Annotated in this window: 22 protein-coding genes and 1 tRNA gene; 10 read left to right on the top strand and 13 right to left on the bottom strand. The window is 71.6% G+C overall.

From position 1 onward, the window contains the following. Nucleotides 1-1,819, top strand: a 1,819-nt coding sequence (locus CCS38_RS32000; protein ID WP_223736822.1) for a sialidase family protein, incomplete at its 5' end; no start/stop codon positions are given. Between the two features lie 26 nt (nucleotides 1,820-1,845). On the opposite strand, the gene CCS38_RS31995 is transcribed toward CCS38_RS32000, so the two are convergent. Together CCS38_RS31995 and CCS38_RS31990 are read right to left on the bottom strand one after the other, a co-directional pair. Beyond that, nucleotides 1,846-2,415 (bottom strand): putative glycolipid-binding domain-containing protein, encoded by a 570-nt coding sequence (locus tag CCS38_RS31995; RefSeq protein WP_223736821.1) that lies wholly within the window; start codon nucleotides 2,413-2,415, stop codon nucleotides 1,846-1,848. 9 nt (nucleotides 2,416-2,424) lie between these two features. Next, a complete protein-coding gene (locus CCS38_RS31990; RefSeq protein WP_223736820.1) occupies nucleotides 2,425-3,489 on the bottom strand; it encodes a bile acid:sodium symporter family protein in 1,065 nt (354 codons plus the stop codon). A 264-nt stretch (nucleotides 3,490-3,753) separates the two neighbouring features. Here CCS38_RS31990 and CCS38_RS31985 point away from each other — a divergent pair, with 264 nt between their 5' ends. Next, the gene (locus tag CCS38_RS31985; RefSeq protein ID WP_223736819.1) at nucleotides 3,754-4,614 is read left to right on the top strand and encodes a LysR substrate-binding domain-containing protein; all 861 of its coding nucleotides are present in this window, start codon (nucleotides 3,754-3,756) and stop codon (nucleotides 4,612-4,614) included. A gap of 12 nt (nucleotides 4,615-4,626) precedes the next feature. On the opposite strand, the gene CCS38_RS31980 is transcribed toward CCS38_RS31985, so the two are convergent. Genes CCS38_RS31980 through CCS38_RS31965 form a run of 4 tightly spaced genes read right to left on the bottom strand, consistent with a single transcriptional unit; the run spans nucleotide 4,627 to nucleotide 10,815 of the window. Next, entirely contained in the window at nucleotides 4,627-7,389 is a 2,763-nt protein-coding gene (locus CCS38_RS31980; RefSeq protein ID WP_372457181.1) for a SpoIIE family protein phosphatase, read from the bottom strand. A gap of 53 nt (nucleotides 7,390-7,442) precedes the next feature. Continuing rightward, nucleotides 7,443-8,879: a sodium:solute symporter family protein gene (locus CCS38_RS31975; protein WP_223736817.1), complete on the bottom strand. Its 1,437-nt coding sequence runs from the start codon at nucleotides 8,877-8,879 to the stop codon at nucleotides 7,443-7,445. Continuing rightward, nucleotides 8,876-9,109 (bottom strand): DUF3311 domain-containing protein, encoded by a 234-nt coding sequence (locus CCS38_RS31970; protein WP_223736816.1) that lies wholly within the window; start codon nucleotides 9,107-9,109, stop codon nucleotides 8,876-8,878. Before CCS38_RS31970 ends, CCS38_RS31975 begins: the two co-directional genes overlap by 4 nt. Beyond that, the gene (locus CCS38_RS31965; RefSeq protein ID WP_223736815.1) at nucleotides 9,106-10,815 is read right to left on the bottom strand and encodes an amidohydrolase; all 1,710 of its coding nucleotides are present in this window, start codon (nucleotides 10,813-10,815) and stop codon (nucleotides 9,106-9,108) included. The genes CCS38_RS31970 and CCS38_RS31965 overlap by 4 nt, the downstream gene beginning before the upstream one ends. Nucleotides 10,816-11,035: 220 nt before the next feature. On the opposite strand from CCS38_RS31965, the gene CCS38_RS31960 reads away from it, so the two are divergent. From CCS38_RS31960 to rox, 3 genes are all read left to right on the top strand, one after another. Then, nucleotides 11,036-11,230, top strand: a complete 195-nt coding sequence (locus tag CCS38_RS31960; protein WP_223736814.1) for a CsbD family protein — start codon at nucleotides 11,036-11,038, stop codon at nucleotides 11,228-11,230. 145 nt (nucleotides 11,231-11,375) lie between these two features. Further along, complete coding sequence (locus CCS38_RS31955; RefSeq protein ID WP_223736813.1) at nucleotides 11,376-12,503, top strand: NAD(P)/FAD-dependent oxidoreductase; 1,128 nt, start codon at nucleotides 11,376-11,378, stop codon at nucleotides 12,501-12,503. A 136-nt stretch (nucleotides 12,504-12,639) separates the two neighbouring features. After that, a complete protein-coding gene (gene rox, locus CCS38_RS31950) occupies nucleotides 12,640-14,103 on the top strand; it encodes a rifampin monooxygenase (protein WP_223736823.1) in 1,464 nt (487 codons plus the stop codon). Here rox and CCS38_RS31945 read toward each other — a convergent pair. Continuing rightward, nucleotides 14,096-14,884 carry an AraC family transcriptional regulator gene (locus tag CCS38_RS31945; RefSeq protein ID WP_223736812.1) on the bottom strand — a complete coding sequence of 263 codons (789 nt, stop codon included), beginning with the start codon at nucleotides 14,882-14,884 and terminating at the stop codon, nucleotides 14,096-14,098. The genes rox and CCS38_RS31945 overlap by 8 nt on opposite strands. Nucleotides 14,885-15,040: 156 nt before the next feature. Here CCS38_RS31945 and CCS38_RS31940 point away from each other — a divergent pair, with 156 nt between their 5' ends. Continuing rightward, nucleotides 15,041-15,844 (top strand): sulfite exporter TauE/SafE family protein, encoded by an 804-nt coding sequence (locus CCS38_RS31940; protein WP_223736811.1) that lies wholly within the window; start codon nucleotides 15,041-15,043, stop codon nucleotides 15,842-15,844. An 83-nt stretch (nucleotides 15,845-15,927) separates the two neighbouring features. After that, nucleotides 15,928-16,001: transfer RNA gene (locus CCS38_RS31935), tRNA-Met, on the top strand. A gap of 105 nt (nucleotides 16,002-16,106) precedes the next feature. On the opposite strand, the gene CCS38_RS31930 is transcribed toward CCS38_RS31935, so the two are convergent. From CCS38_RS31930 to CCS38_RS31905, 6 genes are read right to left on the bottom strand one after another with little or no spacing between them, the layout of a single operon-like run. Beyond that, complete coding sequence (locus tag CCS38_RS31930) at nucleotides 16,107-16,511, bottom strand: DUF6917 domain-containing protein (RefSeq protein WP_223736810.1); 405 nt, start codon at nucleotides 16,509-16,511, stop codon at nucleotides 16,107-16,109. Continuing rightward, nucleotides 16,508-17,467 carry a Gfo/Idh/MocA family protein gene (locus CCS38_RS31925; RefSeq protein ID WP_223736809.1) on the bottom strand — a complete coding sequence of 320 codons (960 nt, stop codon included), beginning with the start codon at nucleotides 17,465-17,467 and terminating at the stop codon, nucleotides 16,508-16,510. Before CCS38_RS31925 ends, CCS38_RS31930 begins: the two co-directional genes overlap by 4 nt. After that, the gene (locus tag CCS38_RS31920; RefSeq protein WP_223736808.1) at nucleotides 17,464-18,633 is read right to left on the bottom strand and encodes an Ldh family oxidoreductase; all 1,170 of its coding nucleotides are present in this window, start codon (nucleotides 18,631-18,633) and stop codon (nucleotides 17,464-17,466) included. Before CCS38_RS31920 ends, CCS38_RS31925 begins: the two co-directional genes overlap by 4 nt. After that, nucleotides 18,630-20,108 carry a M20/M25/M40 family metallo-hydrolase gene (locus CCS38_RS31915; RefSeq protein ID WP_223736807.1) on the bottom strand — a complete coding sequence of 493 codons (1,479 nt, stop codon included), beginning with the start codon at nucleotides 20,106-20,108 and terminating at the stop codon, nucleotides 18,630-18,632. Before CCS38_RS31915 ends, CCS38_RS31920 begins: the two co-directional genes overlap by 4 nt. Then, entirely contained in the window at nucleotides 20,101-21,033 is a 933-nt protein-coding gene (locus CCS38_RS31910) for a sugar phosphate isomerase/epimerase family protein (protein WP_223736806.1), read from the bottom strand. Before CCS38_RS31910 ends, CCS38_RS31915 begins: the two co-directional genes overlap by 8 nt. Next, the gene (locus CCS38_RS31905; protein ID WP_223736805.1) at nucleotides 21,023-22,039 is read right to left on the bottom strand and encodes a Gfo/Idh/MocA family protein; all 1,017 of its coding nucleotides are present in this window, start codon (nucleotides 22,037-22,039) and stop codon (nucleotides 21,023-21,025) included. The genes CCS38_RS31910 and CCS38_RS31905 overlap by 11 nt, the downstream gene beginning before the upstream one ends. 593 nt (nucleotides 22,040-22,632) lie before the next feature. On the opposite strand from CCS38_RS31905, the gene CCS38_RS31900 reads away from it, so the two are divergent. From CCS38_RS31900 to CCS38_RS31890, 3 genes are all read left to right on the top strand, one after another. Beyond that, nucleotides 22,633-23,163, top strand: coding sequence for an EF-hand domain-containing protein (locus CCS38_RS31900; protein WP_223736804.1), 531 nt, complete (start codon nucleotides 22,633-22,635; stop codon nucleotides 23,161-23,163). A gap of 176 nt (nucleotides 23,164-23,339) precedes the next feature. After that, nucleotides 23,340-24,488: a DegT/DnrJ/EryC1/StrS family aminotransferase gene (locus CCS38_RS31895; RefSeq protein WP_308050904.1), complete on the top strand. Its 1,149-nt coding sequence runs from the start codon at nucleotides 23,340-23,342 to the stop codon at nucleotides 24,486-24,488. Then, a partial coding sequence (locus CCS38_RS31890; RefSeq protein ID WP_223736802.1) for a DegT/DnrJ/EryC1/StrS family aminotransferase occupies nucleotides 24,485-25,448 on the top strand: 964 nt, incomplete at its 3' end. The genes CCS38_RS31895 and CCS38_RS31890, both read left to right, overlap by 4 nt.

The following is a 25,448-nucleotide window of genomic DNA, read 5'->3' as shown; positions in this document are numbered from 1 at the left end:
ACACGCCCAACCCCCCACCGAGGCGGCCCCGGCCGGCCTCGCCCAGCAGGTGCTCTTCAAGGCCGCCCAGGAAAAGGGCTACGCCTGCTTCCGTATCCCCGCGATCGTCACGACCCCGCGCGGCACCCTCCTCGCCTTCGCCGAGGGCCGGGTGAACGACTGCGGGGACGCCGGCGACATAGACCTCGTGCTGAAACGGTCCACCGACGGTGGCCGCACCTGGGGCCCGCTCCAGGTCGTCAACGAGGGCGGCGGTGACACGCACGGCAATCCTGCGCCGGTCGTCGACCGCCGGACCGGCCGCGTGGTCCTCGCCGAGACCTACAACAAGGGCCGCGACGACGGCCGTAACTGCGATATACCGTGCGACCGCAAGCCGCACCTGCAGTACAGCGACGACGACGGCCGTACCTGGTCCAAGCCCCGGGACATGACGTCCGCGCTCCGGCCGCCGTCGTGGAACTCCTGGTACGCGACCGGACCTGTACACGGTATCCAGCTCACCCACGGACGGTATGCCGGGCGCCTGGTCTACGCCGTCAACGCCGAGAGCTACGGGGGCGGCCGCATAACGGCCAACCACGCCGCCCTCATGTACAGCGACGACGGCGGCACCAAGTGGCACACCGGCGCGGTCGACACCTGGCCAACCGCACCGGACGGAACGTTCCGTCAGAAGCCGTCCGAGATGACGCTCGTGGAGCGCGCCGACGGCGGCATCCACGTCAACGGGCGGGAGCAGGACGGTACGGACCTGGGGCACCGCACGGCGGCGGTCAGCCGGGACGGCGGCCGGTCCTTCGCCGCGCCGTTCCGGGCCATTCCCGACCTGTACTCGCCCATGGTCCAGGGCTCGGTGCTGCGGCTGCGGTCGCGGGCCGCCGACGGCTACAGCAGGCTGCTGTTCGCCGCGCCCGCCGACCCCGACCGGCGGCGCACCATGATGATCCGCTCCTCCTACGACGAGGGCCGCACGTGGGAGGGTGCGGACCGGGGTGCCCGGATCACCACCGACTGGTCCGGCTACTCGGACATGACGAACATCAAGCCCGGCGAGGTCGGGCTGCTCTACGAGGGCGGCGCGGTGGACGCGCGGGACGAGATCCGCTTCGCACGGTTCACCGAGGACTGGCTCGGGCCGCGCCGCGGGCCGGACCCGACGACGCCGGACGGCGGGGCCGGTGCCCGGCCGGCCGCCGTGCTGGGCGGCGCCCGTACGGCCGACGGCCGCTTCGGGCGGGCCCTGGTGTTCGACGGCAAGGACGACGCGGTACGGCTGCCGTTCCGCTCGTCGCTGCCGCTGGGCGAACGCGACTTCACGGCCAGCCTCTGGTTCCGGTACGAGGCGAAGAGCGGCGAGCAGCCGTTGCTGTGGATGGGCGGCGTGGGCAGCAGGGCGCCGCAGGTGGCGCTGCGCGCCGACCCCGCGAAGAACCGGCTCACGGCGGACCTCACGGCGCTCGCGGGCGCCGGACCCGCGAAGTCCGCGCAGGCCGCCGTGGCCGGCGCGGCCAACGACGGGCGCTGGCACCATCTCGCGCTGCGCCGGTCGGGCGACCGGCTATCGCTCACTGTGGACGGTATGCACACCGCCTCGGTGGCCGATGTGCCCGGTTCGGTCAGCCGGAACGACACGTTCGGGGTGCACCTCGGCCAGAAGCCGGACGCTCGCGCGCACTTCACGGGAGCGCTGGACGAGCTACGCGTCTACGGGCGCGCCCTGAGCGACCGTGAGCTGGCCGCGGTACGGGAGCAGAACGCGCCGGCCGCGGCGCCGGCCGTGCTCCGGCTGCCGCTGGACCAGGTGCGCGGGGACTGACGAGGAGGTGGGGCGGGGACGGCCGGTCAGCGGGTCTGGGTGCGGTGCGCCAGGTCCGGATAGTCGACGATCAGGCCGTCCCCGTCGCACTCCAGGTCGCGCTGGAAGGTGCCCGAGGTGTACCGCACCCGGGCGCCTTCCTCCGTGCGGGCGAGGTGCTCGTACCGCTGCGGTGAGGGCTGTACGGCCAGCTCCGGCACCGACACCCACGCCATCACGAACTCGCGTTCCCCTGGCGAGCGGTGCAGACCGTGGCGCAACAGCGGCATGGTGTTGGTGAGCGGGCACAGCCCGAGGTCGCAGTCGAGCGCGTCCTCCAGGCCCGCCAGCGGCTCGCCGCCCGCGGTCCACCGGCCCTTGTCGTCGCGGCGCAGATCCAGCTCGCGGCTGCCGGCCGCGCTCTCGGCGCGTACCCGCAGCCGCCGCGTCACGAAGTCCTCGCCGGTTTCCAGCTCGTAGGTGATCCAGTACGCCTCCGGTACGGTGCCCACCGCCCGGCCGTGCGCGGACAGCGTCCGCTCGCCGAGGTCGATCCACGCGGTCTCGATGCCCTTGCTCGCGGTGACGTCCCAGGTGAGGACGTGATGGCCCGTCATGCAGGCACCCTAGCGGCGGGCTCCCACCGGGCCGGCGGCCGACACGGCACCGGAGCCGCCGTCCGCCGCCTGCTCACCGGCCCCTGCCGCCTCCGCCGCCTCGGCCCGGCGCGCGTACCGCTTGGCGATCACCGCACAGACCATCAGCTGCATCTGGTGGAAGAGCATCAGGGGCAGCACCGCCAGGCTGGCCTGCGCGCCGAACAGCACGCTGGCCATCGGCAGCCCGGCCGCCAGGCTCTTCTTCGAGCCCGCGAAGGTGATCGCGACACGGTCGGCGCGCGGGAAGCCCAGCTTCCGTGCTCCGTACGTGGTCAGGGTCAGCATCACGGCGAGCAGTACGGCCTCGACGGCCACCAGTTCCACCAGCCTCCAGAAGGAGACCCGGCCCCAGATGCCCTGCACCATGCCGGCGCTGAAGGCGGTGTAGACGACGAGCAGGATCGAGCCGCGGTCGACATAGCCGAGGACCTTCTTGTACCGGGTCAGGAAGCCCGAGATCCAGCGGCGCAGCAGCTGTCCGGCGAGGAACGGCACCAGCAGCTGGAAGACGATCGAGAGCAGCGAGTCGGCGGAGAAGCCGCCGCCGTCGCCGCCCAGCAGCAGCGCCGCCAGCAGCGGCGTGATGACGATGCCGACCAGGCTGGAGAAGGAGCCGGCGCAGATCGCCGCCGCGACGTTGCCGCGCGCGAGCGAGGTGAAGGCGATCGAGGACTGGATCGTGGAGGGCACCAGGCACAGGAAGAGCAGCCCGGTGTAGAGCTGGGGCGTCAGCACGTACGGCACGAGGCCGCGCGCCGCCAGGCCCAGCAGCGGGAAGACGGCGAAGGTGAACGCCAGGACCGTGAGGTGCAGGCGCCAGTGGCGCAGTCCGTCCATCGCCTCCCGGGTGGAGAGCCGGGCGCCGTAGAGGAAGAAGAGCAGGGCGACGGCGCCGGTCGAGGCGCCCTCCGCTCCGGTGGCCACGGGGCCTCTGGCGGGCAGCAGCGCCGCCAGCACGACCGTGCCGACGAGCGCCAGGATGTATCCGTCCACGGGGAGCCAGGAGGGGATCTTCAGCTGAGGGCGGCGCATGGTCTCTCTATCGGTCGGCGGCTCGGGCGGGGGCATGCGGTGTGCCGTATGCAATGTGCAGCATGCAGCGTGCCGTACACGGTGATCAGCATGCGGTGCTCAGCATGCGGTGCTCAGCATGCGGTGCTCAGCATGCGGTATGCCGAATGCCCCGGGGCATGGACGGTGCCCTCTCCAGAGTGCGCCTGTTCGCGGCAATCGGGAAGCCCTCTTACCGTAGTCACTGCCATGTCGGAACGTGATGGGCGGAGGTAGGGTCGGGGCGTGTTCGATCCCGTACAGCTGCGGACCTTCCTGGCCGTGGCACAGACACTGAGTTTCACGCAGGCCGCGCAGCGCCTCGGCGTGCAGCAGTCGACCGTCAGCCAGCACGTGCGGAAGCTGGAGGCGGCGGCCGGGCGCCGGCTGTTCGCGCGGGACACCCATGGGGTGGAGCTGACCGAGGACGGCGAGGCGATGCTCGGCTTCGCGCGCACGATCCTGGAGGCCAACGAGCGGGCCACGGACTTCTTCGCGGGGACGCGGCTGCGCGGCCGGCTGCGGTTCGGCGCGTCCGAGGACTTCGTACTGACCCGGCTGCCGGAGGTGCTGGAGGGGTTCCGCCGGGACCATCCGGAGGTCGACCTGGAGCTGACGGTCGAGCTGTCGGGGACGCTGCACGAGCGGCTGGCGGCCGGGCGGCTGGATCTCGTACTGGCCAAGCGGCGCCCGGAGGACGGGCGCGGGCGGCTGATCTGGCGGGACAAGCTGGTGTGGATCGGCAGCGAGCGGCTTCGGCTGGACCCGCAGCGGCCGGTGCCGCTGGTGCTCTTCCCGCAGCCTGCGCTGACCCGGGCCCGCGCGCTCCAAGCGCTGGAGGCGCAGGGCCGCGAGTGGCGCATCGCCTGTACGAGCGGCAGCCTCAACGGGCTGATCGCGGCGACCCGTGCGGGGCTCGGCGTGATGGCGCACTCGCTCGGCATGATCCCGCCGGGGCTGGTCCGGGTGGGGGCCCGGGCGGGCCTGCCGGACCTCGGCGGCGTGGACTTCGTCCTGGTGCACGGCCGTCCGGACGCGCCGGCGAGCCGCCCGGCCGAGGCGCTGGCGGCCGCGATCCTGGCGGGCGGCGACCGGCTGCACCTCTGAGTTCCCGCGGGGTCAGAACCCGGTGTCGTCGAACTGATCCAGCAGCACATCGGCCGGCGTCTCGATGGCCGCCGCGCTGGCCCCCGAGAGCTGCTGTTCGGTCCAGATGACCTTGCCGCCGGGGGTGTACCGGGTCCCCCACCGCTGCGACAGGTGCGCGACGAGGAACAGCCCGCGGCCGCCCTCGTCCGTGCTCGTCGCCCGGCGCAGGTGCGGGGCCGTGCTGCTGCTGTCCGCCACCTCGCAGATCAGGCAGCGGTCGCGGAGCAGCCGCAGCCGGACCGGCGGCGCGCCGTACCGGATTGCGTTCGTGATCAGTTCGCTGAGGATCAGCTCCGTGCTGAAGCCGATGTCCGACAGGCCCCACTCCGCCAGCTGTGCCCCGCACTCGGCGCGCAGCCGGCCCACCTCCGCCGGGTCCGGGGCCACCTCCCAGTCCGCGACCTTCGTCGGCGCGAGCAGCCGGGTGCGGGCGACCACCAGCGCGATGTCGTCGGACGGGCGTTCGGGCACCATCGCGTCGACGGCGGCCTGGCACATCTCCTCCGGGCTGCGGCCCGCGGCGCCTTCCAGCGCCCCGGCCAGCATGCTCAGGCCCACGTCGATGTCGCGTCCGCGGTCCTCGACCAGGCCGTCCGTGAACAGCACCAGGGACGAGCCCTCGGTCAGCCGCAGTTCGGTGGTCTCGAAGGGGTGGCCGCCCAGCCCCAGCGGCGGGGAGGGCGGCACGTCCGGGTAGGTGACCGTGCCGTCCGGGCCCATCAGGGCGGGGCCGGGGTGGCCCGCCGTGGCCACCGTGCATACCCCGCTCACCGAGTCGTAGATCGCATACAGGCAGGTCGCACCCGTCACGCCTTCCCAGCCGCGGGCGCCCTCGCTGTCCTCCTCGCTGTCGATACGGGTGACCAGCTCGTCCAGATGGCCGAGCAGTTCGTCCACCGGCAGGTCCAGCGAGGAGAAGTTGTGCACCGCGGTCCGCAGCCGCCCCATCGTCGCCGCGGCGTGCAGCCCGTGCCCCACCACGTCGCCCACCACCAGCGCCACCCGGGCGCCCGGCAGCGGAATGACGTCGAACCAGTCGCCGCCCACGCCCGCCTGGGCCGGCAGATACCGCCAGGCCACGTCCAGCGCGTCCTGCTCCGGGAGGCCGCGGGGCAGCAGGCTGCGCTGGAGGGTCACGGCCATCGCGTGCTCGCGCGCGTAGCGCCGGGCGTTGTCGATGCAGACCGCGGCCCGTGCGCTGACCTCCTCGGCGAAGGAGAGGTCCTCCTCCTGGAACGGCGGGGACGCCTCCATCCGCCAGAAGTTGACCATGCCCAGCACCACGCCGCGGGCCCGCAGCGGCACCGTCACCAGGGAGTGCACGCCGGCCTCCAGCAACGCGGCGCCCCGGGCCCGGTCCTGGTCGGACCACTCGTCCGTCCGCGTCAGGTCGGCCACGAGCGCCGCGCGGCCTTCGTTCAGGGCCCGTACCTGAGGGGTGGTCGACACGAAGTGGATCAGCTCGCCGATGGGGTACAGGCCGGGCTCGCCCGGTCCGCCCCTGGTCGCCGTCCGCCGCATCCGCCACCCGGCGTGCACCGACGGCTCGCCCCCCTCTGTCACCGCGTCCAGCAGGTCGACGGTGACGATGTCGGCGAACCGCGGCACCGCGACCTCCGCCAGCTCCTCCGCCGTGCGCACCACGTCCAGCGTCGTGCCGATCCGCACGCCCGACTCGTACAGCAGCTTCAGCCGCTCCCCGGCGACCTCGGCGCGGCCGGTCAGGGCGGCGAGCTCGGTGGTGTCGCGGAGCGTGGTGACGCTGCCGCGCGGTCCGCCCCCGCGGGCGGTCGACCGTACATTGACGGCCAGCAGCCGCTGGCCCACGTGGTGCACCTCGTCGGTGGTCGACCGCTCGGAGCGCATCAGCTCCACCAGCCGGTCGGGCAGGCCGACCTCGTCGACGGCCCGCCCGTCGAGGCCGTCGGGCAGCTCCAGGAGGCGCCGCGCCTCATCGTTGACCAGCAGCAGCCGCCCGTCGCCGCCGAGGATCACCACGCCTTCCCGCACGGCGTGCAGGACCGCGTCGTGGTGCTCGTACATCCGGGTCATCTCGGCCTGGCCCAGGCCGTGCGTCTGGCGGCGGAGCCGCCGGGTCACCAGGGCCGTACCGCCGGCGGCCAGCCCCAGGCCCAGCGCGGCGGCGCCGAGCAGCACCGGCATCTGGCGGTCCAGGGTGTTCTCCGCGCGCTCCAGGGTGATGCCGGCCGAGACCATGCCCACGAGGGAGCCGTCGGAGCGGGTGATGGGTGCGGTGGTGTCCACGGCGTCCCCCAGGGGGCCGCCGGGGATGACCTCCGTGAACGGCTGTCCCTTGCGGGCGGCCGCCAGGGCCGCGCCGAAGGCGCCGACCACGTGTTTGCCGATCAGCTTCCGGTCGGGGTGGGTCACCCGGATGCCGTCCAGGTCGAAGACGACGATGTAGTCCACATCGGCCCGTTTGCGCACGGCTTCGGCGCGCGGCTGCAGTTCCGCCGTGGGGTCCGGGCCGTCCATGGCCCTGGCCACGGCGGGGGAGGCCGCGAAGGTCTCGGCCACGGACAGCGAGCGGTGCTCGGCCGCGTCGTTGCCGTCCCGTTTGGCCTGGAGGGCCAGGGCCGAGACCGCGGCCACCACCAGCAGCACCACGATGACCACTTGGAGGATGAAGACCTGGCCGGCGAGGCTGCGCGGATTCAGCAGGGAACGCGACCCTGCCCGCAAAGGGTGATGAATCCGACGATGACCCGCCATATCCAATTTCTAACACTGCTGCCTCCCTCCTGCCGCAGGGTCGCGCGCCCGGCCTAGCGGGTGTCCGAGGGGACGCCCTGAGTGGACGTCACCCGGGGGTGCACCGACACCGGCTCGGTGGCGGGCCCGGGGCGCAGCCGGCTCAGCCCGAACATCAGTACGCAGTTGAAGCCCACCGCGATGAGGCCGGCGTTGATGCCGCCCAGCCCGGGGTCGGTCACGTACAGCACGATGGACGCCGCGATCCCGCCGAGCATCCCCGCCGATACCGCCCACGGCTGCACCCGCCGGAAGAACATCAGTGCGAGCCAGCCCGGTACGAGCTGGCCGAGCAGGTAGTACGTCAGGTTGAGCACCGTCAGCATCAGCGTCGAGGCGGTGAGGGTGAGCACCGCGGCGGCGACCAGGAAGACCGCGACGACCGCCGTGGTGGTGCGGCGCTGCGCCTCGGGGCGGATGTTCGGTGCGAGGTTGCGGGAGACGATGCCGCCGATGGTCAGCGCGGTGACGGCCAGTACCAGGACGCCCGACAGGCCCGCGCCCGCGGCCACCACGCCCACCAGCCAGTCCGGCAGCCGGTCCTGGACGACCGCCATGAAGACCGTGTTGGGGTCCTTGACGTCCGGCCGGTCGGCGAAGGCGAAGTAGGCGGTGGCGACCAGGAACGGATACATCAGCATGTAGACCGGCATCCACACCGTCGAGGACTTGATCGCCCGCTCGGACTTGGCGGTGAAGATGTATGCGGCGGAGAAGCCCAGGTAGAAGGTGACGCTCTGGAAGACGATGGTGGTGAGCGCGAAGACCATCGGCGATCCGCTCATCGTCATCTGCGCGCGCGGCACGGAATGCGGGCCGAAGACCTCCGCCGGGCCGCCGCCCGCCGTCACCGCCACCACTCCGGCCACGACGATGCCCAGCACCATCAGCACGTCCTTCAGGATCGCAACGAAGGCGGGCGAGCGGACCCCGGAGACGGCCAGGTAGAGGAAGGCGATCACGCCCGCCAGGATCACCGACTGCACAGGGCTGATCGGCAGTCCGAGCGCCTGCAGCACGACCTGCATGCCGATGAACTGGTACTGCCCCCACGGGACCAGCGCGAGCAGCAGCGCGCCCGCGGTGACCAGTTCCAGGCTGCGGCTGCGGAAGTGCCGCCCGAAGACGTCGGGGATGGTCATCGCGTCGTACCGCACGCCGGCCCGCCAGATCAGCGGCGCGATGTAGTACCCCAGCGGATAGGCCAGCAGGATGTAGCCGAGGAACCAGATGCCGTAGCTCGCGCCGCCCGCGTAGATGCCCGCCGGGAAGCCGATCATGGTGCCGATGCTGTAGATCTCGCCGACCGCGAGGAAGTACAGCAGCCAGGGCGGGAAGGAGCGGCCGCCGACGAGGTACTCCCCGATCGACATGTTCTTCATCCCGCGCCGGGCGCTGAAGGCGACCAGGACGGAGACCGCCATGACGCCGAAGAAGATCGCCGCGGTCATCTTGCCGCCTCCTCGTCGCTGCGCTCGTCGTCCCGGTACCGCGGTTCGTCGATCCGCCAGGCCACCCACAGGCACAGGCTGGTGAGCGGGAACCAGGCGAACATCCACGCCCACAGCAGCGGGATGCCGAGGAGGTACACGTCCGTGTCCGCGAGCAGCGGCATGACGACGAGGATCGCCAGGACCGGCAGCCCGAGTCCGATGCCGAGGCTCTTGCGCGCGCCGCTCACCGGCCGTCCCCTCCCCCGACCGCAGCCGCACGCCCGGCATCCAGCCCGGCGCCGCCCCATACGACCTCGCCGCCGATGACCGTCGCGTCCACCTGGAGCGCCCGCACCGCGTCCGGCGCGACGGTGCCCGGGTCCGCGGAGAGCACCGCGATGTCCGCCAGCTTCCCCGGCTCCAGGCTGCCCTTCTCCCGCTCCTCGAAGCCGAGGTGGGCGGCCTGGCTGGTGTAGCCGCGCAGCGCCGTGTCCACGTCCACCCGCTGCTCGGGCCCCAGCTCGTGGCCGTCGCGGGTCGTCCGGCGCACCGCGCACCAGATGCCCTCCAGCGGCGGTACGGGGACCACCGGCGTGTCCGAGTGCAGGCCGAACGTCACGCCGTGCTTGACCGCGGAGGCGAGCGGGTCGATGCGGCGCGCCCGCTCGGGGCCGAGGAACCGGTCCCGGTGCCGGTCGCCCCAGTAGTAGACGTGCTTGATGAAGAACGACGCGAGGATGCCCGCCGCCGCCATCTGGTCCAGCTGCCGCTCGCTGACCATCTGGCAGTGCTCGATACGGTGCCGCCGGTCGCCCTCCAGCGGGTCGAGGCCGAGCTTCGCGTACGCCTCCAGGATCGCCTGGATCGCCCCGTCCCCGTTGCCGTGGATCGCGACCTGCCAGCCCGCCTCGTGCAGCGTGGCCACCCGCCTGCTGAGGTCGTCCTGCGGGAAGATCAGCAGCCCGTTCTTGTCCGGCGCGCAGGCGTACCCCTCCGAGACGCAGCCGGTCAGCCCCTGCAGCGAGCCGTCGGCCCACAGCTTCACGCCGGCCACCCGGAAGAGGTCGTCGCCGAGCCCGGCGACGCCCGCCTCCACGGGGCTGAGCTCGCCGCGCGAAAGGCCGGGGAAGAGGTCCTGTACGAGGTACGCCCGGACGCGGTTGCGCAGCCGTCCCTTGCGGCGCGCCAGCCGGTACGCGTCGAGTTCCGCGGGCCCGCCGACCAGCCCGAGGCCGGTGTCGTGGACGGTGGTGACGCCGGCCGCCAGATAGGCGTCGCCGGCCAGCCCGATCGCCTCGGCGAGGTCGGCGGTCTCCGGCTTGGGCATGGCGGCGTACGCGGCGAACGCGGCGGTCTCCGCGAGCACCCCGTCCGGCTCGCCCGCCGCGTCCCGGTGGATCGCACCGCCCACCGGGTCGGGGGTGTTCCGGTCGATGCCGAGCAGTCGCAGCCCCGCTGTATTCAGTACACAGAAGTGGCCGGAGACGTGCTGGAGGCAGACCGGCCGGTCCCTTGACACCGGGTCGAGGTCGGCGCGGGTGGGGTGCCGGTCGTCGGCGAGCAGCGTGTCGTCGTACCGGTAGCCGCGCACCCAGGTGCCCGGCTCGGCGTCGGCGGCGGCCTGTTCCACCCGGGCGGCGACGTCGGCGATGGTGCTGTTGGGCGGGCTGCCCGCGTCGACGTCCGCGGCGAGCGTCAGCCCGAAGAAGGTGGGGTGGTTGTGGGTCTCGATGAACCCCGGCACCGCGCAGCGGCCCTGGAGGTCCAGTACTCGGGTGCGCGGCCCGATGAGTCCGCGCACCGCGGCGTCGTCGTCCACGGCGAGCACCCGTCCGCCGCGCGCGGCGAGTGCGGTACGGGTCGTACCGGCCCGGTCCATCGTGCGGACCGTGCCGTTGAGCAGGACCAGATCGGCGGCTGTGAATGGATCGGCGGTACGGGGTACCTCGGGCATCGAGCGGTCACCACCTGACGCAGGCCGGCGCCTGCTGATCGGTATGGAATTTCCGACATGCTGCCCGCTGGACGACCGGCGGGACAGGACCAGATGGGGGTGGGTTGCACGAGTCCAGCCACCGGTGACCGCACCGGCCCGGCCCTCTCCGGAGTGCGGGCCGGCGAGGGGTGGGGCAGCGTGGTTGCCGTCCCGCCGAATCAGACGAAGGAGTTCCGGCATGGGTGACAAGGGCGCCATGGACAAGCTCAAGGGCAAGGCCAAGCGGATGGCCGGCAAGGCCACCGGCGACAGCCGGACGAAGGGCGAGGGCCGGGCCGACGAGGCCAAGGGCAAGGCGAAGAACGCCATGGACGACGCCAAGGGCCAGGGCCGGGGGATCAAGGACTCGCTGACGGACCGCGACGAAACCTGACCCGGCACCACCCGCGCGGCCCGGCGGCCCGCTCCTCGTGAGCGGCCGCCGGGCCGTCGCGTCTTGACGCTCCAAAGGCACCGTGAGAACGTTCCCACAGTCGGAGCGTGAGAACGTTCTCACGCACAGGAAAGGGTCTTCTTCCATGCGCACTTCGCCTTCCCGTCCCCGCGTCGCCGTCCTGGGCGGTGGAGTCATCGGGGTGTCGACCGCTGCGCAGCTCGCCCGCCGCGGGGCGGATGTCGTCCTGGTCACCGAAGGCGAACTGGCCGACGGTGCGTCGGGCCGGTCGCTGTCCTGGCTCAACTCCTTCGGCGGCAGGCGCTCCGAGGCGTACCACCGGCTCCGGCTGCTCGGCATGGACCGGTACCGCACGTTCGCCACCCGCGTCCCCTGCTCCGCCTACCTGAAGTTCGACGGCGGGCTGACCTGGGCGGCACCCGGCGCGGCCGACTCGCACCGGGCGGCGTTCGCGCACATGCGGCACAACGGGTACGACGCCGAGTGGCTGAGCCGCGACCAAGTCGCCCGGTGGACGCCCGGGGTGGACCCGGACGCGATCCCCGACGAAGGCGCGATCTTCAACCCGGGTGAGGGCTGGGTGGACCTCGTCCCGCTCGTCCGGCGGCTCGCCGATGACCTCACCGCGGCCGGCGGCCGGATCCTCACCGGCGCCGGGCCCGCCTCCGCCGTCGTCGAGGGGGACCGCGTGGCCGCCGTACGGACGGGCGCCGGCGAGCGCATCGACGTCGATGCCGTCCTGCTGGCCACGGGGGCCGACGTGCCGGGCATGGTGCGGCAGTACGGCGTGGAGATCCCGGACGCGACGTCGAAGGCGCTGCTCGTGCGCACCACACCCTTCGGCACGACCCTGCGCGCCACGCTGAACACCCCGCGCGTGGCACTGCGGCCCACTCCGGACGGTGCGCTGGTGATGGACTCCGACGCGACGGCGGCCGAGGTGATCGCCCATGCGGACGGCAGCTACGAGGTCAAGGACGCCACTGCGGAGAAGCTGCTGCGCGAGGCGTCGGCCGTCCTGGCCGGCCATCCGCGCCTGGAACTGGATTCCTTCGGCGTGGGCCGGAAGCCGATCCCGGGGGACGGCGAGCCGGTACTCGGTGAACTCGACGAGGTGGCGGGCCTGTTCGTGGCCTTCACCCACAGCGGCGCGACCCTCGCCCTGATCGCCGGCGAACTGCTGGCCGAGGAGATCACCACCGGGGAGCGCAGCCCACTGCTCGCGGCATTCCGGCCCGGCCGCTTCCGCTGAGCACGGCAAAGGGCAAGAAGGTTGCCCACCTCTTACCCTTTACAACGTATAACACGGTGGGGGGCTTGCCGCAAGGCCCCGGTCATGCCGCAGAATCACCGGTCACAGCCGGAATCTGCGGAAAACGGGGTTTGTGTTGATTGACGTGATCATTGCCGGCGGCGGACCGACCGGCATGATGCTGGCCGCCGAGTTGCGGCTGCACGGCGTGCATGTGTGCGTACTGGAGAAGGAGGCGGAGCCGACCAAGGTGGTCCGCGCGCTCGGCCTCCATGTGCGCAGCCTGGAGGTGATGGACCAGCGCGGTCTGCTGGAGCGGTTCCTCGCGCTCGGTCAGCAGTACAAGGTCGGCGGTTTCTTCGCCGGCATCGACAAGCCGTGGCCGGACGGGCTGGACACCACGCATCCGTATGTACTCGGTATCCCGCAGACAGTCACCGAGCGACTGTTGACCGAGCACGCCACCGAACTCGGCGTCGAGATCCGGCGCGGCTGCGAAGTGGTCGGGCTGAGCCAGAGCGACGACGGGGTGACCGTCGAACTGGCCGACCGCACGCGGCTGCGCTCGCGCTACCTCGTCGGCTGCGACGGTGGCCGCAGCACGGTGCGCAAGCTGCTCGGCATCGGTTTCCCCGGCGAGCCCAGCAGGGTCGAAACGCTGCTGGGCGAGGTGGAGTTGACCGCGGAGCCCGAGACGCTGGCCGCCGTGATGGCCGAAGTACGCAAGACCCAGAAGCGGTTCGGCGCCGTGCCGCTCGGGGACGGGGTGTACCGTCTCGTCGCGCCCGCCGAAGGGGTGGCCGAGGACCGCACGGTCCCGCCGACCCTGGACGAACTGCGGCAGCAGGTACGGAAGCTCGCCGGCACCGACTTCGGCATGCACTCACCGCGCTGGCTCTCCCGCTTCGGCGACGCCACCCGGCAGGCCGAGCGCTACCGGAGCGGCCGGGTGCTGCTGGCCGGCGACGCGGCACACATCCACCCGCCGACCGGCGGGCAGGGGCTCAATCTCGGCCTTCAGGACGCGTTCAACCTCGGCTGGAAGCTGGCCGCCGCGGTGAACGGCTGGGCACCGGAAGGGCTGCTGGACAGCTACCAGAGCGAACGGCACCCGGTGGCCGCCGACGTACTGAACAACACCCGCGCGCAGATCGAGCTGATGTCCACCGAGCCGGGCCCCCAGTCAGTACGCCGGCTGATCGCGGAACTGATGGACTTCGAGGACGTGAACCGGTACCTGATCGAGAAGATCACCGCGATCGGGGTCCGCTACGACTTCGGCGAGGGGCATGAACTGCTCGGCCGGCGGATGCGGGACGTGGAGCTGAAGCGGGGCCGCCTCTACGAGCGGATGCACGGCGGCCGCGGGCTGCTGCTCGACCGGACCGGCCGGCTGTCGGTGGCGGGCTGGGCGGACCGGGTCGACCACGTCGTCGACGTCAGCGACGGCAGCGACGACACCAATGGCAGTGACGTCTGCGAGGAGCTGGACGTGCCCGCGGTACTGCTGCGGCCGGACGGCCATGTGGCGTGGGTCGGTGACGATCAGCAGGAGCTGCGCGGACGGCTACGGAAGTGGTTCGGCGCTGCCGTCAGCTGAGTGAGACGGTGCGCGGTGGGAGCCTCGTGGTGAAGCGGGACGGGGGTGCGCCGAAGGCGCGGGTGAAAGCGGCGGTGAAGGCGGCGGGCGAGGCGTAGCCGAGCCGGCCGGCGACCTCGGTGACCGGCGCGGTGCGCAGCATCGGTACGGCTGCGAGCAGCCGGGCGCGGGCCCGCCAGACGGCCGGACTGTCGCCGGTCTCCGCGCGGAAGCGCCGGGTGAAGGCCCGCTCGCTCATGGCCGTCCGCGCGGCCCACGTGGCGTTGGTGACACCGGCGTCCGGGGCGGCCAGATACGCGCGGCAGAGCGCCGCGAGATCGGCGGAGGCGGGAATCCCGACGTGGAAGGGGAGCGGGGTGCGCGCGGCGATCTCGTGCAGGAGGAGCGCCGCGATGTGCCCCTCCCGTCCGGAGAGGCTGTAGTCGGCCGCGAACTCGACGGCAGCCAGGAGCAGTTCGCGCAGCAGCGGCGGTACGTCCACGACCGTACAGGTGGCGGGCCACCAGGGGACGGCGTCCGGCTCGATGTAGAGGCTGCGGGTGCTCACTCCCAGCATGCGCACCCGGTGCGGGGTGGCGGCGGGAATCAGGACGGCGCGCTCGGGCGGCACGGTCCAACTGCCCTCGTCGGTGTCGACGACCATGACCCCGGTGGCGCCGTAGAGGAACTGCGCGCGCCGGTGCTCGTGCCAGTCCAGTACGTGGCCGGACGGGTAGTCGGTACCGATCGGCAGGACGGCCCGGTCGACGTGGTCGACGGTATCCAGGGGGACGTTCTTCACCCGGCCACCGTAAGGGCCGATGTACGGGCCCATGTACGGGTCGGCGTACTGGCCGATGTACGGGTCGGCGTACTGCCGTCGTGCTGGCCGGGACGCGAAAGAAGTGAGCCGACTTTCGCATGCGGGAAGGCCGGCGGCGCTGGTGGACTGGATCCTGTGGACGTTATGGCATTGATCGGGATCGGGCTCCTCACCGGGGTGACGACCGTGTTGTTCGGGTTCGGCGGTGGATTCGTCGCGGTCCCGGTGGTGGTGTGGGCGGATGCCGCGCTCGGCGCGGACGCGATGCGGGTCGCGACGGCCACCTCGGCCCTGGTGATGGTGGTGAACGCCGGGTTCGCGACCGCGGTCACGCCGCGGCGGGTACTCGTCGCCCTCCGCGGCAGCGGCGCGCTCCTCCTCCTGCTGGCGGCCGGCGCCGCGGCCGGTGCGCTCGCCACGCGCGTCGCCCCGCCCGCGCTCGCCCGCTGGGCATTCATCGCGTACGTCACGCTGACCATCGTCGATCTGCTGCTGCGCCCCGGCTTCCTCCGCCCGCGCACCCGGATCGAGGCGCCCACCGACGCGCCGCGGCCGCTGCCGGCCGTCTTCGGCGCGCCCGTCGGCGCGGTCGCCGCCTTCCTCGGCGTGGGCGGCAGCGTACTGACCGTCCCCGCGATGCGGCGGGCCGGGCACACGATGCATGTGGCGACCGCGCTGGCCAACCCCCTCACCCTCGCCATCGCGCTCCCGGCCGCCATGATCTCCCTGGGCGGCTACGCGCTCCCGGCCGGCGCGGACGCGCAGGTGCACCTGGTGGGTCTGGTCGACCCCGGCGCCGCCGCGGCACTGCTGCTGGGGGCCCTGCCGGTGATCGCGCTACTGCGCAGGCGCCCGCCGCGGATACCGGACCGCATCTATGCGTGGTCCTACATCGGGCTGCTCGCGGTGGTGGCGGTCGCGATGCTGCCGGCGGGCTAGGGCGTGTCTTCTGCCTCGGACCGAGGCCCGGGGGGCGCCGATTAGGTGTGTGGGCCCGGGACGCGTAGTGTTGCGGTTGTCGACGCGGGGTGGAGCAGCTCGGTAGCTCGCTGGGCTCATAACCCAGAGGTCGCAGGTTCAAATCCTGTCCCCGCTACTGATTCCCGGGCCCGGTGGATGTCATCCACCGGGCCCGAGGTTTTTGATCACCGCGCGACAGGGGCGCTCCCCTCAGCCAGGTACTGCCAGCCAGGTACTCCCCTCAGCCTTGTGCGAAGCGCACCACCATTTCCGGTGCGAGGCCCAGTTGGGGCCCCGTGCGGAGTTCGGGGGTGTGGATCAGGATGTTGTAGTGGTTCGGGAAGTGGCAGGCGTCGAATCCCAGGACCGTTCCGATGTGACGGCCTTCCGTCCAGACCTCGTCGCCGCGGTCGATGACGCCGGCGCAGCCGATCTCCAGAAAGCCCAGGAATCCGACCCGGTCGATGCGGGCCCCGGTGGCCGTTTCGGTGTGGTCGGTAGTCACCAGTTCATGCACCTCGCCACGGCGGACGCACCGGCCGGCGAACGGCTCCAGGGCCATGCCCCGGTCCTCCCGCCGGTGGGTGAGTATCTTCACGAGCTGCCCGTGGACCGTGCGCTTGGGCCCGTCCTCGTCTTGTGTCATGGGCGGGCTGCCTCCTGTCCTGAGGGGGAACGGTCGGCGCGTTCGTGTGCGTAGGTGTCGGCCACCAGCTCCAGGGCGGCGAGGCCGTCCGGGCCATGGGGGCGCACGTCAGTGGTGCGCGGCCGGGCCAGTGCGTCGGTGAAGTCGCGCAGTACGCCCACGTACTCGTGCCACAGTGAGCCCTTGAATTCCGGGTGGCCCGCGAGCATGTCGGCGCTGTCGACGGTGCCATCGGCCAGCCGCACCTCGACCGTCTTGCGTTCCCCCGGGTAGGACCAGTCGAGTTCGACCCGTGCCACCGCGCCGGACGCGGCGCCCAGCAGTACGGTCGCCTGCCGGTCCACGCCGTGTGCGTCGCGGCGTACGGCGGCCCCGGTGACCCGGGTGTCGCCGAGGAAGAGGCGTACCAGGTCGAAGGCGTTGGGTCCGTTGTCGGCGACGCAGCCGCCTCCGCAGCGGTCGGGGTCGAGGTACCAACGGTCCTGGCCTGCGTGTTCTTCGATCGTCTCCTCATAACGCACCGTCAGAGAGGTGAGGGGAGCGTGGGAGGGGAGCCGTTGGAGGAGGGCGTTCACCTCGGTGTTGTAGCGCCGGTGGAAGGAGGTGAACAGTGGCACGCCGACGTCGGAGGAGAGCCGTGCGAGGTGCCGGGCGTCGCTCAGCTTCGTGGTGAGCGGTTTCTCCACGCACACCGCGCGGCCGGCCGCCAGCGCGTCGCGGCACACGGGGTAGTGCACATCGTTGGGGACGTTGACCACCACGGCGTCCACATCCGCGTGACGCAACAACTCCTGGTGGCTCCGGTAGCGCGGCACTCCGGGCGGTGCAGCGGCGAGTCTGGTCTCGTCCGGGTCGCACACCGCGGCCAACTCGGCGCCCGCCTCGCGGGCCAGTGCGGACAGGTAGAAGCGCGAGATGACACCGAGACCGATCAGGCCGATACGGGGTACGGTCATGCCGCGCCTCCCGCACGGGAGTTCCCCATCGGCGCCGGGAAGCGGAGATGGCTGGTCCGGGCCAGGTCGAGCATCTCCTCGTACAACGCCCCTGTGAGCGGGACACCGTTCGCCCGGCGGTCGCGGGAACGGGCGTCCTCCGGCCAGCCGGGGTAGCGCACCGGCTCGTCGGGGCGGACCGGCGGGCAGTCCAGCAGGGCGCCGAACATGCCGGTGGCCTCGGTGCGGAAGTCCGCCTCGGGCCGGAGCCGGCCCGGCGCGATCGCCATCGTCAAGTAACCGATGTCGTCGTCCCGGCCGTTCGGCTGCTCCCCGGTCTCCGGGTGCGGGCCCAGGCCCGCTCCCGGAACGAGCGCGGAGAGTATCTCCACCAAAAGGCCCAGCCCGAAGCCCTTGTACGCGCCGGTGTCCGGGTCGCCGCCGAGCCAGCGCAGGTGTGCCTCGCCACGGTCGAAGGCGGCCGGGTCGGTGACCGGCGCGCCGTGGTCGTCCGCCAGCCAGCCGGCCGGCACCTCGCGCCCGGCGCGCGCCGCCTCGCGCACCTTGCCGGTCGGAACCACCGTGGTACTCATGTCCAGGACGAACGGCGGATGGTCACCGGCCGGGGCCGCGAGGGCGAGTGGGTTCGTGCCGAGCATCGGGGCGCGGCCGCCGACGGGCCGGGTGAGCTGCTGCCAGCCGCAGTTGGCGGTGACCAGGCCCACCATGTGGTGGTCGACGGCGCGCAGGGCGTGGTATCCGGCGCAGCCGAAGTGGGTGGCGCCGCGGACCGAGACCATGCCGACGCCGTACTGGCGGGCCCGCTCGACCGCCAGGTCCATGGCGTCGGAGGCCGCCCACAGGCCGAGGCCCCGCCGCGCGTCGAGGAGCACCGAGGCACCCCGGTCCGCGAGGACGCGGGGTTGCGCCCGCGGGTCGCACCGGCCGGCGTCGAGCATGGGCAGGTAGAGCCGGGTGAGGTTGGCGATGCCGTGGCTCGTGAAGCCGGTGAGATCGCCGTGGCACAACGCCTCGGCAGCGGCACGCGCCCGGGCGTCCGGCAGTCCCCTGGTGCCGAAGACGTCGGTGACGAAGGCGAGGAGGTCCTGGTACGGCACCCGCAGGGTGTTGTCGTCGGTCGTGTTGTCCGGACGCGCGTCGGTGGTGGGGTGGATCGAGTGGGTCATGCGGTGGTGGTCTCCTCGGCGTCGGGCCGGCGCGCGGCCGCTGGTTGCGCGTGGTCGTCCTCGGAACCGTTGGCGTCCCGGACGATGTGACCGTCCGTGTCCTGGACGACGCGGACGTCCGTGTCCCGGACGGTGTGACCGTCGGTGTCCCGGGCGACGTGGACGTCCGTGCCCCGGAGGGCGTGGCGGGTGAAGCCGATGAGCACGCGGGCGATGTCGTCGGCGTACCTGTCGAGCTCCGCGGCGTCGGCGTACTCGCCGTCGGCGTGCGCGCGGTTGGCGCCCAGATGTCCGGGGCCGAGTACGGCGGTGTACGTATCGGGGACGCCGTTCATCCAGATCGCGTCGCAGGTGAAGGGCGGTTCGTCGGCCGGCCAGCGGGTCAGTCCCGCGTGGTCCGCCAGCAGTGTTTCGGCCCATGGTGTGCGGCCCGGGTCCTCCAGGGCGGGCAGTCCGCGCTTGTACCACCGCAGGGAGGTGATCGCCGCGGCGTCGGCCACCGTCCGCGCGAGGTCGGGCGTGCCGGCGGCCCGGGAGGTGAAGTCGGCGAGGGCCTCGCGCAACGACTGCTGGAGCGCGGCCTCGGCGGCCCGGCCGGCGGCCGGGGAGCCGTAGGAGATGTTGAGCAGCAGCTGCCCGGTGCCGTAGACGCGGTTGTGCCGTTGGCCGGTGTGTACACCTGCCACGCACACCCGGCCGTCGGCGATTCGCGGGGGCAGGGTGCGGGCCAGGTGGCTGCTGAGGTGTCCCAGCAGTACGGTCGCGTTGTGACCGGCCTCGGGCTGGTCGTCCACCGCGTCCTCGCCCCGGACGTGCACCCCGGCCGTCATCGATGCCGTGGTGCGCGGCAGGTAGCGGTGGCCGGTGGGCTCGCAGAACAGGTTCAGCCGGCCGGTGAAGCCCTGCTCGACCAGCGGCCGGGTGCCGAACGCCCCCATGGCGCCGCCCTCCTCGCCGGCGACCGCCTGGATGACGACGCCGACCCGCGTACCGAGGGCGGGCTCCGCCGCGAGGGCGGCCCGGACACCGGCCAGCAGGGCGACCGCCGGGCCCTTGGCGTCGATGGCGCCCCGGCCGCTGAAGCGGGTGCCGTCGAAGCGGGCCGGCCACCAGCCGGCCACGGTGTCGAGGTGGACGTTGAACATCAGCGTTGCGTCTTGCGGCAGTTGGGGGCCCAGGCGGAGTACGAGGCTGGGCTGACACGCCAGGAATCCGGGATCGCGCGCCGCGGCCTCCCGCACGGTCTCGGGAACGTCGTCGCGGTCCAGCACCGCCGGGTCGGCGGGTGCGTGGCGTACCACCGTGAAGCCCAGGGTTCCGGCGGCCGCCGCGTATGCCCGGCCCGCCTCCCACAGTTGTACGGCGGGGCCGTCGCCGCCGGTTTCCAGCGGGCCGGCCGTGGGGGTGTCGAGCAGGTGCAGGAGCAGCTCTTGGTCAGTCCGGGTCAGTCGCGCGGGACGCGTGTGGTCAGGCACGGGCGCCCCCGTCGTCGGCGGTGACCACCGACGCGGCGGTGACCTCCTGCTGTACGCTCTGTACGAGCCGTTCCAGCGACCGGCCGTAGCGGACGAACGCCGCGATGCCGTCGTCGTCGGTGGCGTTGTGATCGTCGTGCGGGCGCAGATGGGTGTGCGGTTCGATCGACCAGGCTCCGGTGTAGCCGTGGCGGAGCAGCGCCGTCAGACACTCCCGTACGCCGGACTCCCCGTCTCCGGGCAGTGTGTAGTCGACCTGGTCCCCCGCCCTCGGGCGGGCGTCCTTGACGTGTACGTGGGCGACGTGCCCGATGACGGCATCGAGCACTGCGCGGGCGTCGTAGCCGTACGGCACTCCGTTGCCGATGTCGAACAGCAGCCGCAGGGCGGGGTTGTCGACGTGCTGGAGGAGGTCGAGCATCCGGTCGGCGCGGGTACCTGCCCAGCCGCTGCAGTTCTCGTGCAACAGGACCAGGCCGTGCTGCTCGGCCTCATGGACCAGGTTGGTCATTCGGCGTAGTGCCCGTCGGCCCCAATCGGCTTCGCTCAGTCCCGCGTTGGGGTAGGACATCACTCTGATGTACCGGGTGCCCAGGGTGGCGCAGCGCCGGGCGAGGATCCGCAGTTCGTCCAGATCGTCCTCGAAGCGGCCGGTGATCGGGCGGGCCCAGTTGGCGATGCGGGAGTCGACGCAGACCACGTCGACTCCGGCGGCGTCCAGCCCGCCGGCCAGCCGGGCGAACGCATGGTCGTTCAGGTCCGCGATGGCGGTGCCGTCCACCGTGCGCAGCTCGATCGACGGCCAGCCCAGCCGGCGCAGCGCTTCGAGCTGTCCGGGCAGGTCCGGCGCCGCCTCGTCGCCGATCCCGGCGTACCGGATGCCGGGGAGCCGGCCGTCCGTTACTGAAAATGCGTCAGCTGACATGAGTGAGCGACTCCTCACGGCCGACGTTGATCACGGCCAACTGCTTCGCTTCGTCGAGTAGTTCAGCGGTGCGTACATGGGGCCACAGGTCATCGCCGCCCGGTCCGCCCGCGTAGCCTCGGTACGCACCCACGATGAAGGACGTGAGCGCGTCGTCCTCGAATACCTCGTGCGTTGTCCGGCCGGCGTGGACCGTCTCCAGCTGGGCGAAGTCGTCGTCCTGGCCGACCGGGTAGTGGCCGACGACGGTTCCCCCGGTCATGTCGAGCGTGATCCGCCGCTGTCGCACCGGTGCAGTCAGGTCGGAGACGATCTCGCTCCGGGCTCCCCCGTGGTGCCGCAGTGCCAGCCGGGCGCCGCCCATGCGGGGCACCGCACTGTCCCCCACGGACAGGTCGCTGCAGGACGCCTCCCGCACCTCCGCGTCGCCCAGCAGCCGGAGGAGGACACCCAGGGAATGCGGCACCTCCACATCGAAGGCCGAGGCGTGGCCGCTGTTGGCGAGTGAACGGCGGAAGCGGGGCTTGTGCTGCGCCACGGAGACCGTACGCACCGTACCCAGCCCGCCGCCCTCGACCAACGCGACGAGCCGTTCGGTCAGTGTGCTGTGGAGCCAGGGCGCGACCACCGACAGGGACAGGTCGTGGTCCCGCACCACGGCCAGGACACGCCGGAGCGCCTCCCGGTCAGTGGCGAGCGGCTTCTCCACCACCACCTTGGAGAAGCCGAGCAGGGCGACGTCGCGGAGCACCTCGGCACGCACCGACGGCGGGGTGCAGACATGCACGACCGTGTGTGCCGGGTCGAGCAGCTCCCGGGCCTGCCGTAAGGAGTCGGCCATCACGAGGTCCTGCCGCGGACGGCCGGTGGGCGCGGCACGGGGGTCGACCGCCACCACCGGCCGGTCGGCGAACGTACCGGGAGCCTGCGCCCGTGCCTTGAGCAGTACGGGGACGTGCAGGCCCAGGCCCGCCCGCCCCAGGCCGACGATCAGCGTGCGCAACACGGTTCGTGTCCTCCTTCGGCGTCGTTCGGTTCCGGAAAAGGACCGGAGCACACATGAGCCTTCTTTCATTGCCGCTTCTCCATCTGCCCCACCTCGATGCACAGGAAAACCCGGGAGGCACTACGAAAAAATCATTGACCAAAGGTAATGCTGACCAAAAAATGCCGAGTACGGGCCGGAAGTGCGGCGCCGCCGACCGGACTTCCTGATTCCCCATGATCCGCACGACGCCTTGACGCCGATGAATCGTGCCAGGTGAACGCGGTACGGGCCGGCGTGGCGCACCCCGGGCGTACACCTTTCTACGCCCGGTCGGGACCGAACTGCTTGGCGATTTTTACCCGTCAGCTTGCACTGGAGGTATCCCGTTGGGCGGACCACCGTTGACGAAGCGCGAGGGCGACAAGTACGTTGATCGCACATTTGGTGATTGACGCCCCGGGCACGCTCAGCGGAAGACGCCTCGGATATTTCTGTTTCGAGATGCGGGCCGGCCGTCTTTTACTCAGCAAAGAACAACAGCGTTACCAGCTTTCTCTCTCTACCAATTGTCGCCACGGTATTTACGCCAACCAAGGAAGAGGGGAACAGCCATGCCCACCAACGTGCAGGAACAGCGGCTGCGTCGTCGTTTCGAGCTGTGGGACCGGGACAACGACGGCCGTATCGAGCGCAGCGACTGGGAAAGCGAAGTGGAGCGTCTCCTGCGCGCGTTCAACCAGCCCGCCGACAGCCAGAAGGGGCAGGCCCTCCGCTCGGCCTACCTGGGGATGTGGGACAACCTGGCCAGCCAGGCCGGGGTCAAGTCCGGCGACTCGGTGGACTTTGAACAGTTCAAGAACGCCTCTGGGAAGCAGATGCTCGACCAGGGGAAGTCCGGCTTCGAGAAGGTGCTGCGCCCCACGATCCAGGCGATCCTCGACCTGGCCGACACCGATGGTGACGGGCAGGTGAGCCGCGAGGAGTTCCGCACCTGGATCAAGGTCGCCGGCGGCGACGAGTCCAAGGCCGAAGAGGCTTTCCGGCGCCTCGACACGAACAACAACGGTCAGCTGTCGGTGGAAGAACTCATCAACGCGGTGCACAAGTTCCACTCCGGCGAGCTGGACGTCTCGCTCATCTGACCGCGGACGGTCCGCCGGCGTCCCGGGGCGCCGGCGGACCTCATCCGGCCGGGCACACCGCTTCTCCCCTCCCCCTGTTCGACGGTTGCCGCATCCTCGGCCACCTCGTGAGAGGAAACATGCGCGATATATCTTTCGATCAGAGGTGTGGCACAACAGTCCGGCCATTCCAGCCGGTGCCTTTCTTCAGCCAGGCCAAGACCTTTGAGGACCTGTGGCCGGACATCCGGTCGCGGGTGAACGACGTCATCGACGACGGAAAGTATTCGCACGGCCGGCAGGTCGCACTGTTCGAAAATGCCTTGGCGCGGTGGACGGGTGCGCGATACGCGGTCGGGGTGAACAGCGGTACCGACGCACTGGTACTGCTGTTGCGCGCATGCGGCCTGGAGCCCGGCGACGAGGTCATCGTGCCGGCATTCACCTTTGTGGCGTCGGCGTCCGCCGTCGTACTGGCCGGCGGCCGCCCGGTCTTCGCCGATATCGACCCGGTCGGATACGGCATGGACCCGCAGTCCGCGGCCCACGCCGTGACACCGCGTACGCGGATGATCATGCCCGTCCACCTGTTCCACCAGATGGCCGACATGAGTGCACTGCCGGCCGTCGCCCACCGCCACGGCCTGACCGTGGTGGAGGACAGCGCCGAGGCCATCGGCATGCGGTGGGGCGGAGTGCACGCCGGTCTGCTGGGAGCCGGCGGGGTGCTGTCGTTCTTCCCCACCAAGACACTCGGCGCCATCGGCGACGCCGGCGCCGTACTGACCGACGATCCCGAACTGGCCGAGAGAATCGCCGCGTTGCGCCACCACGGACGGTACGGCCGGACGCTGGCCCACTTCCCCGGCATCTCGAACCGGACCGTGGACAACGGCGTCAACAGCAAGATGGACGACATCCAGGCGGCCGTCCTCCTCGCCAAGCTGACGCGGCTGGACCAGGACATCGCCCGGCGGGGCGAACTCGCCGCCGCCTACACCCAACGGCTGTCCGGAATACCCGGCGTCCTGCGGCTGCCGACACCGGTGCCCCGGGACACCGCCACCAACCCGGTCTACTACGTCTACCTGATCGAGGCCGAGCACCGCGACGACCTGGCCGGATACCTGGCCGAACACGGCGTGGGCACCGAGACGTACTACCCGGTCCCGCTCCACCTCCAGGCGTGCTTCGCCGGTCTCGGCTACCGGCGCGGCGACTTCCCGCACGCCGAGGCGGCCTGCGAACGCACCCTGGCCCTCCCGTTCCACCCGGACCTGAGCACCGATGACATCGACTCGGTGTGCGGGATCGTCCGCCGCTTCTTCACGGGGAGGACGGTGTGACGACGATCCCCTTCTTCGCCACGGACGCCTTCGACGCCGACCGGGAGGTACTGCTCGATCTCATCCATGAGATCGGCACGGCGCCGGAGCAGAAGTTCATCCTCGGGGAACGCACCGCCCGCTTCGAGGAGGTCCTGCGTACCTCGCTGGGCGCCGCCGATGTCGTGGCCTGCTCCAGCGGCACTTCGGCACTGACACTGGTACTGCACGCGATGGACGTGGGGCCGGGCGACGAGGTGGTGGTACCGGCCTACGGCTGCGCTCCGCTGGCCAACACCGTGGCCAATCTCGGGGCGACGCCGGTGTTCGCCGACATCGATCCACTGACCATGGTGGCCGACCCCGAGCGGGTGGAACAGGCCGTCACCGACCGGACCAGGGCCCTCATGCCCGCCCATATGTTCTCGGTGATGGCGGACATGCCCCGGATGCGGGAGATCGCGCGGCGCCATGGGGTACGGCTGGTCGAGGACTCGGCGGTGGCGCAGGGCGGGATGCTCGACGGTGTTCCCGCCGGTATGTGGGGTGACGCCGGCGTGTTCTCGTTCGTCCAGGTCAAGACCTTCGGCACCGCCGGAGAGGGCGGGGCCGTCGTCACCATGGACCCCGCACTCGGGCGGACGGTCCGGTCGTTGCGGAACCACGGTCAGGACGCGCGGTTCATCTACGGGCGCACCGGCTACAACAGCCGGTTCGACGAAGTGCTCGCGGCCTTCCAGCTGCACCGGCTCCCCGGCTTCCCCGAGCGGCTGGAGCGCCGGGCCCGTATCGCCGACTATTACACCGAACGCTTCACTCCCTTGCGCGACCACGGTGTGACACCACCGCCGCCGGGCCGCAACGGGCGTTGTTTCTACGTCTATTCGCTGCTCGCCGACGAGCGTGATGCACTGCGGGAACACCTCGCCGCGCGGGGAGTCGCGAGCCATGTGCACTACCCGCTCCCCCTCCCCCACCAGC

This window comes from Streptomyces purpurogeneiscleroticus (assembly GCF_020024005.1).
GTDB lineage: Bacteria > Actinomycetota > Actinomycetes > Streptomycetales > Streptomycetaceae > Streptomyces > Streptomyces purpurogeneiscleroticus.
Note: the sequence above shows the minus strand (reverse complement) of the source record. Positions and strands in the feature narration are given on the sequence as shown.

Bases quoted from the DNA above. Each gene is read 5' to 3' on its own strand.
- CCS38_RS31900 (WP_223736804.1), top strand. From the start codon at position 22,633: ATGCCCACCAACGTGCAGGAACAGCGGCTGCGTCGTCGTTTCGAGCTG.
- CCS38_RS31960 (WP_223736814.1), top strand. From the start codon at position 11,036: ATGGGTGACAAGGGCGCCATGGACAAGCTCAAGGGCAAGGCCAAGCGG.
- CCS38_RS31955 (WP_223736813.1), top strand. From the start codon at position 11,376: ATGCGCACTTCGCCTTCCCGTCCCCGCGTCGCCGTCCTGGGCGGTGGA.
- CCS38_RS31995 (WP_223736821.1), bottom strand. From the start codon at position 2,415: ATGACGGGCCATCACGTCCTCACCTGGGACGTCACCGCGAGCAAGGGC.
- CCS38_RS31920 (WP_223736808.1), bottom strand. From the start codon at position 18,633: ATGACCCACTCGATCCACCCCACCACCGACGCGCGTCCGGACAACACG.
- CCS38_RS31990 (WP_223736820.1), bottom strand. From the start codon at position 3,489: ATGCGCCGCCCTCAGCTGAAGATCCCCTCCTGGCTCCCCGTGGACGGA.
- CCS38_RS31980 (WP_372457181.1), bottom strand. From the start codon at position 7,389: ATGGCGGGTCATCGTCGGATTCATCACCCTTTGCGGGCAGGGTCGCGT.
- CCS38_RS31965 (WP_223736815.1), bottom strand. From the start codon at position 10,815: ATGCCCGAGGTACCCCGTACCGCCGATCCATTCACAGCCGCCGATCTG.
- CCS38_RS31910 (WP_223736806.1), bottom strand. From the start codon at position 21,033: ATGTCAGCTGACGCATTTTCAGTAACGGACGGCCGGCTCCCCGGCATC.
- CCS38_RS31930 (WP_223736810.1), bottom strand. From the start codon at position 16,511: ATGACACAAGACGAGGACGGGCCCAAGCGCACGGTCCACGGGCAGCTC.
- CCS38_RS31975 (WP_223736817.1), bottom strand. From the start codon at position 8,879: ATGACCGCGGCGATCTTCTTCGGCGTCATGGCGGTCTCCGTCCTGGTC.
- CCS38_RS31925 (WP_223736809.1), bottom strand. From the start codon at position 17,467: ATGACCGTACCCCGTATCGGCCTGATCGGTCTCGGTGTCATCTCGCGC.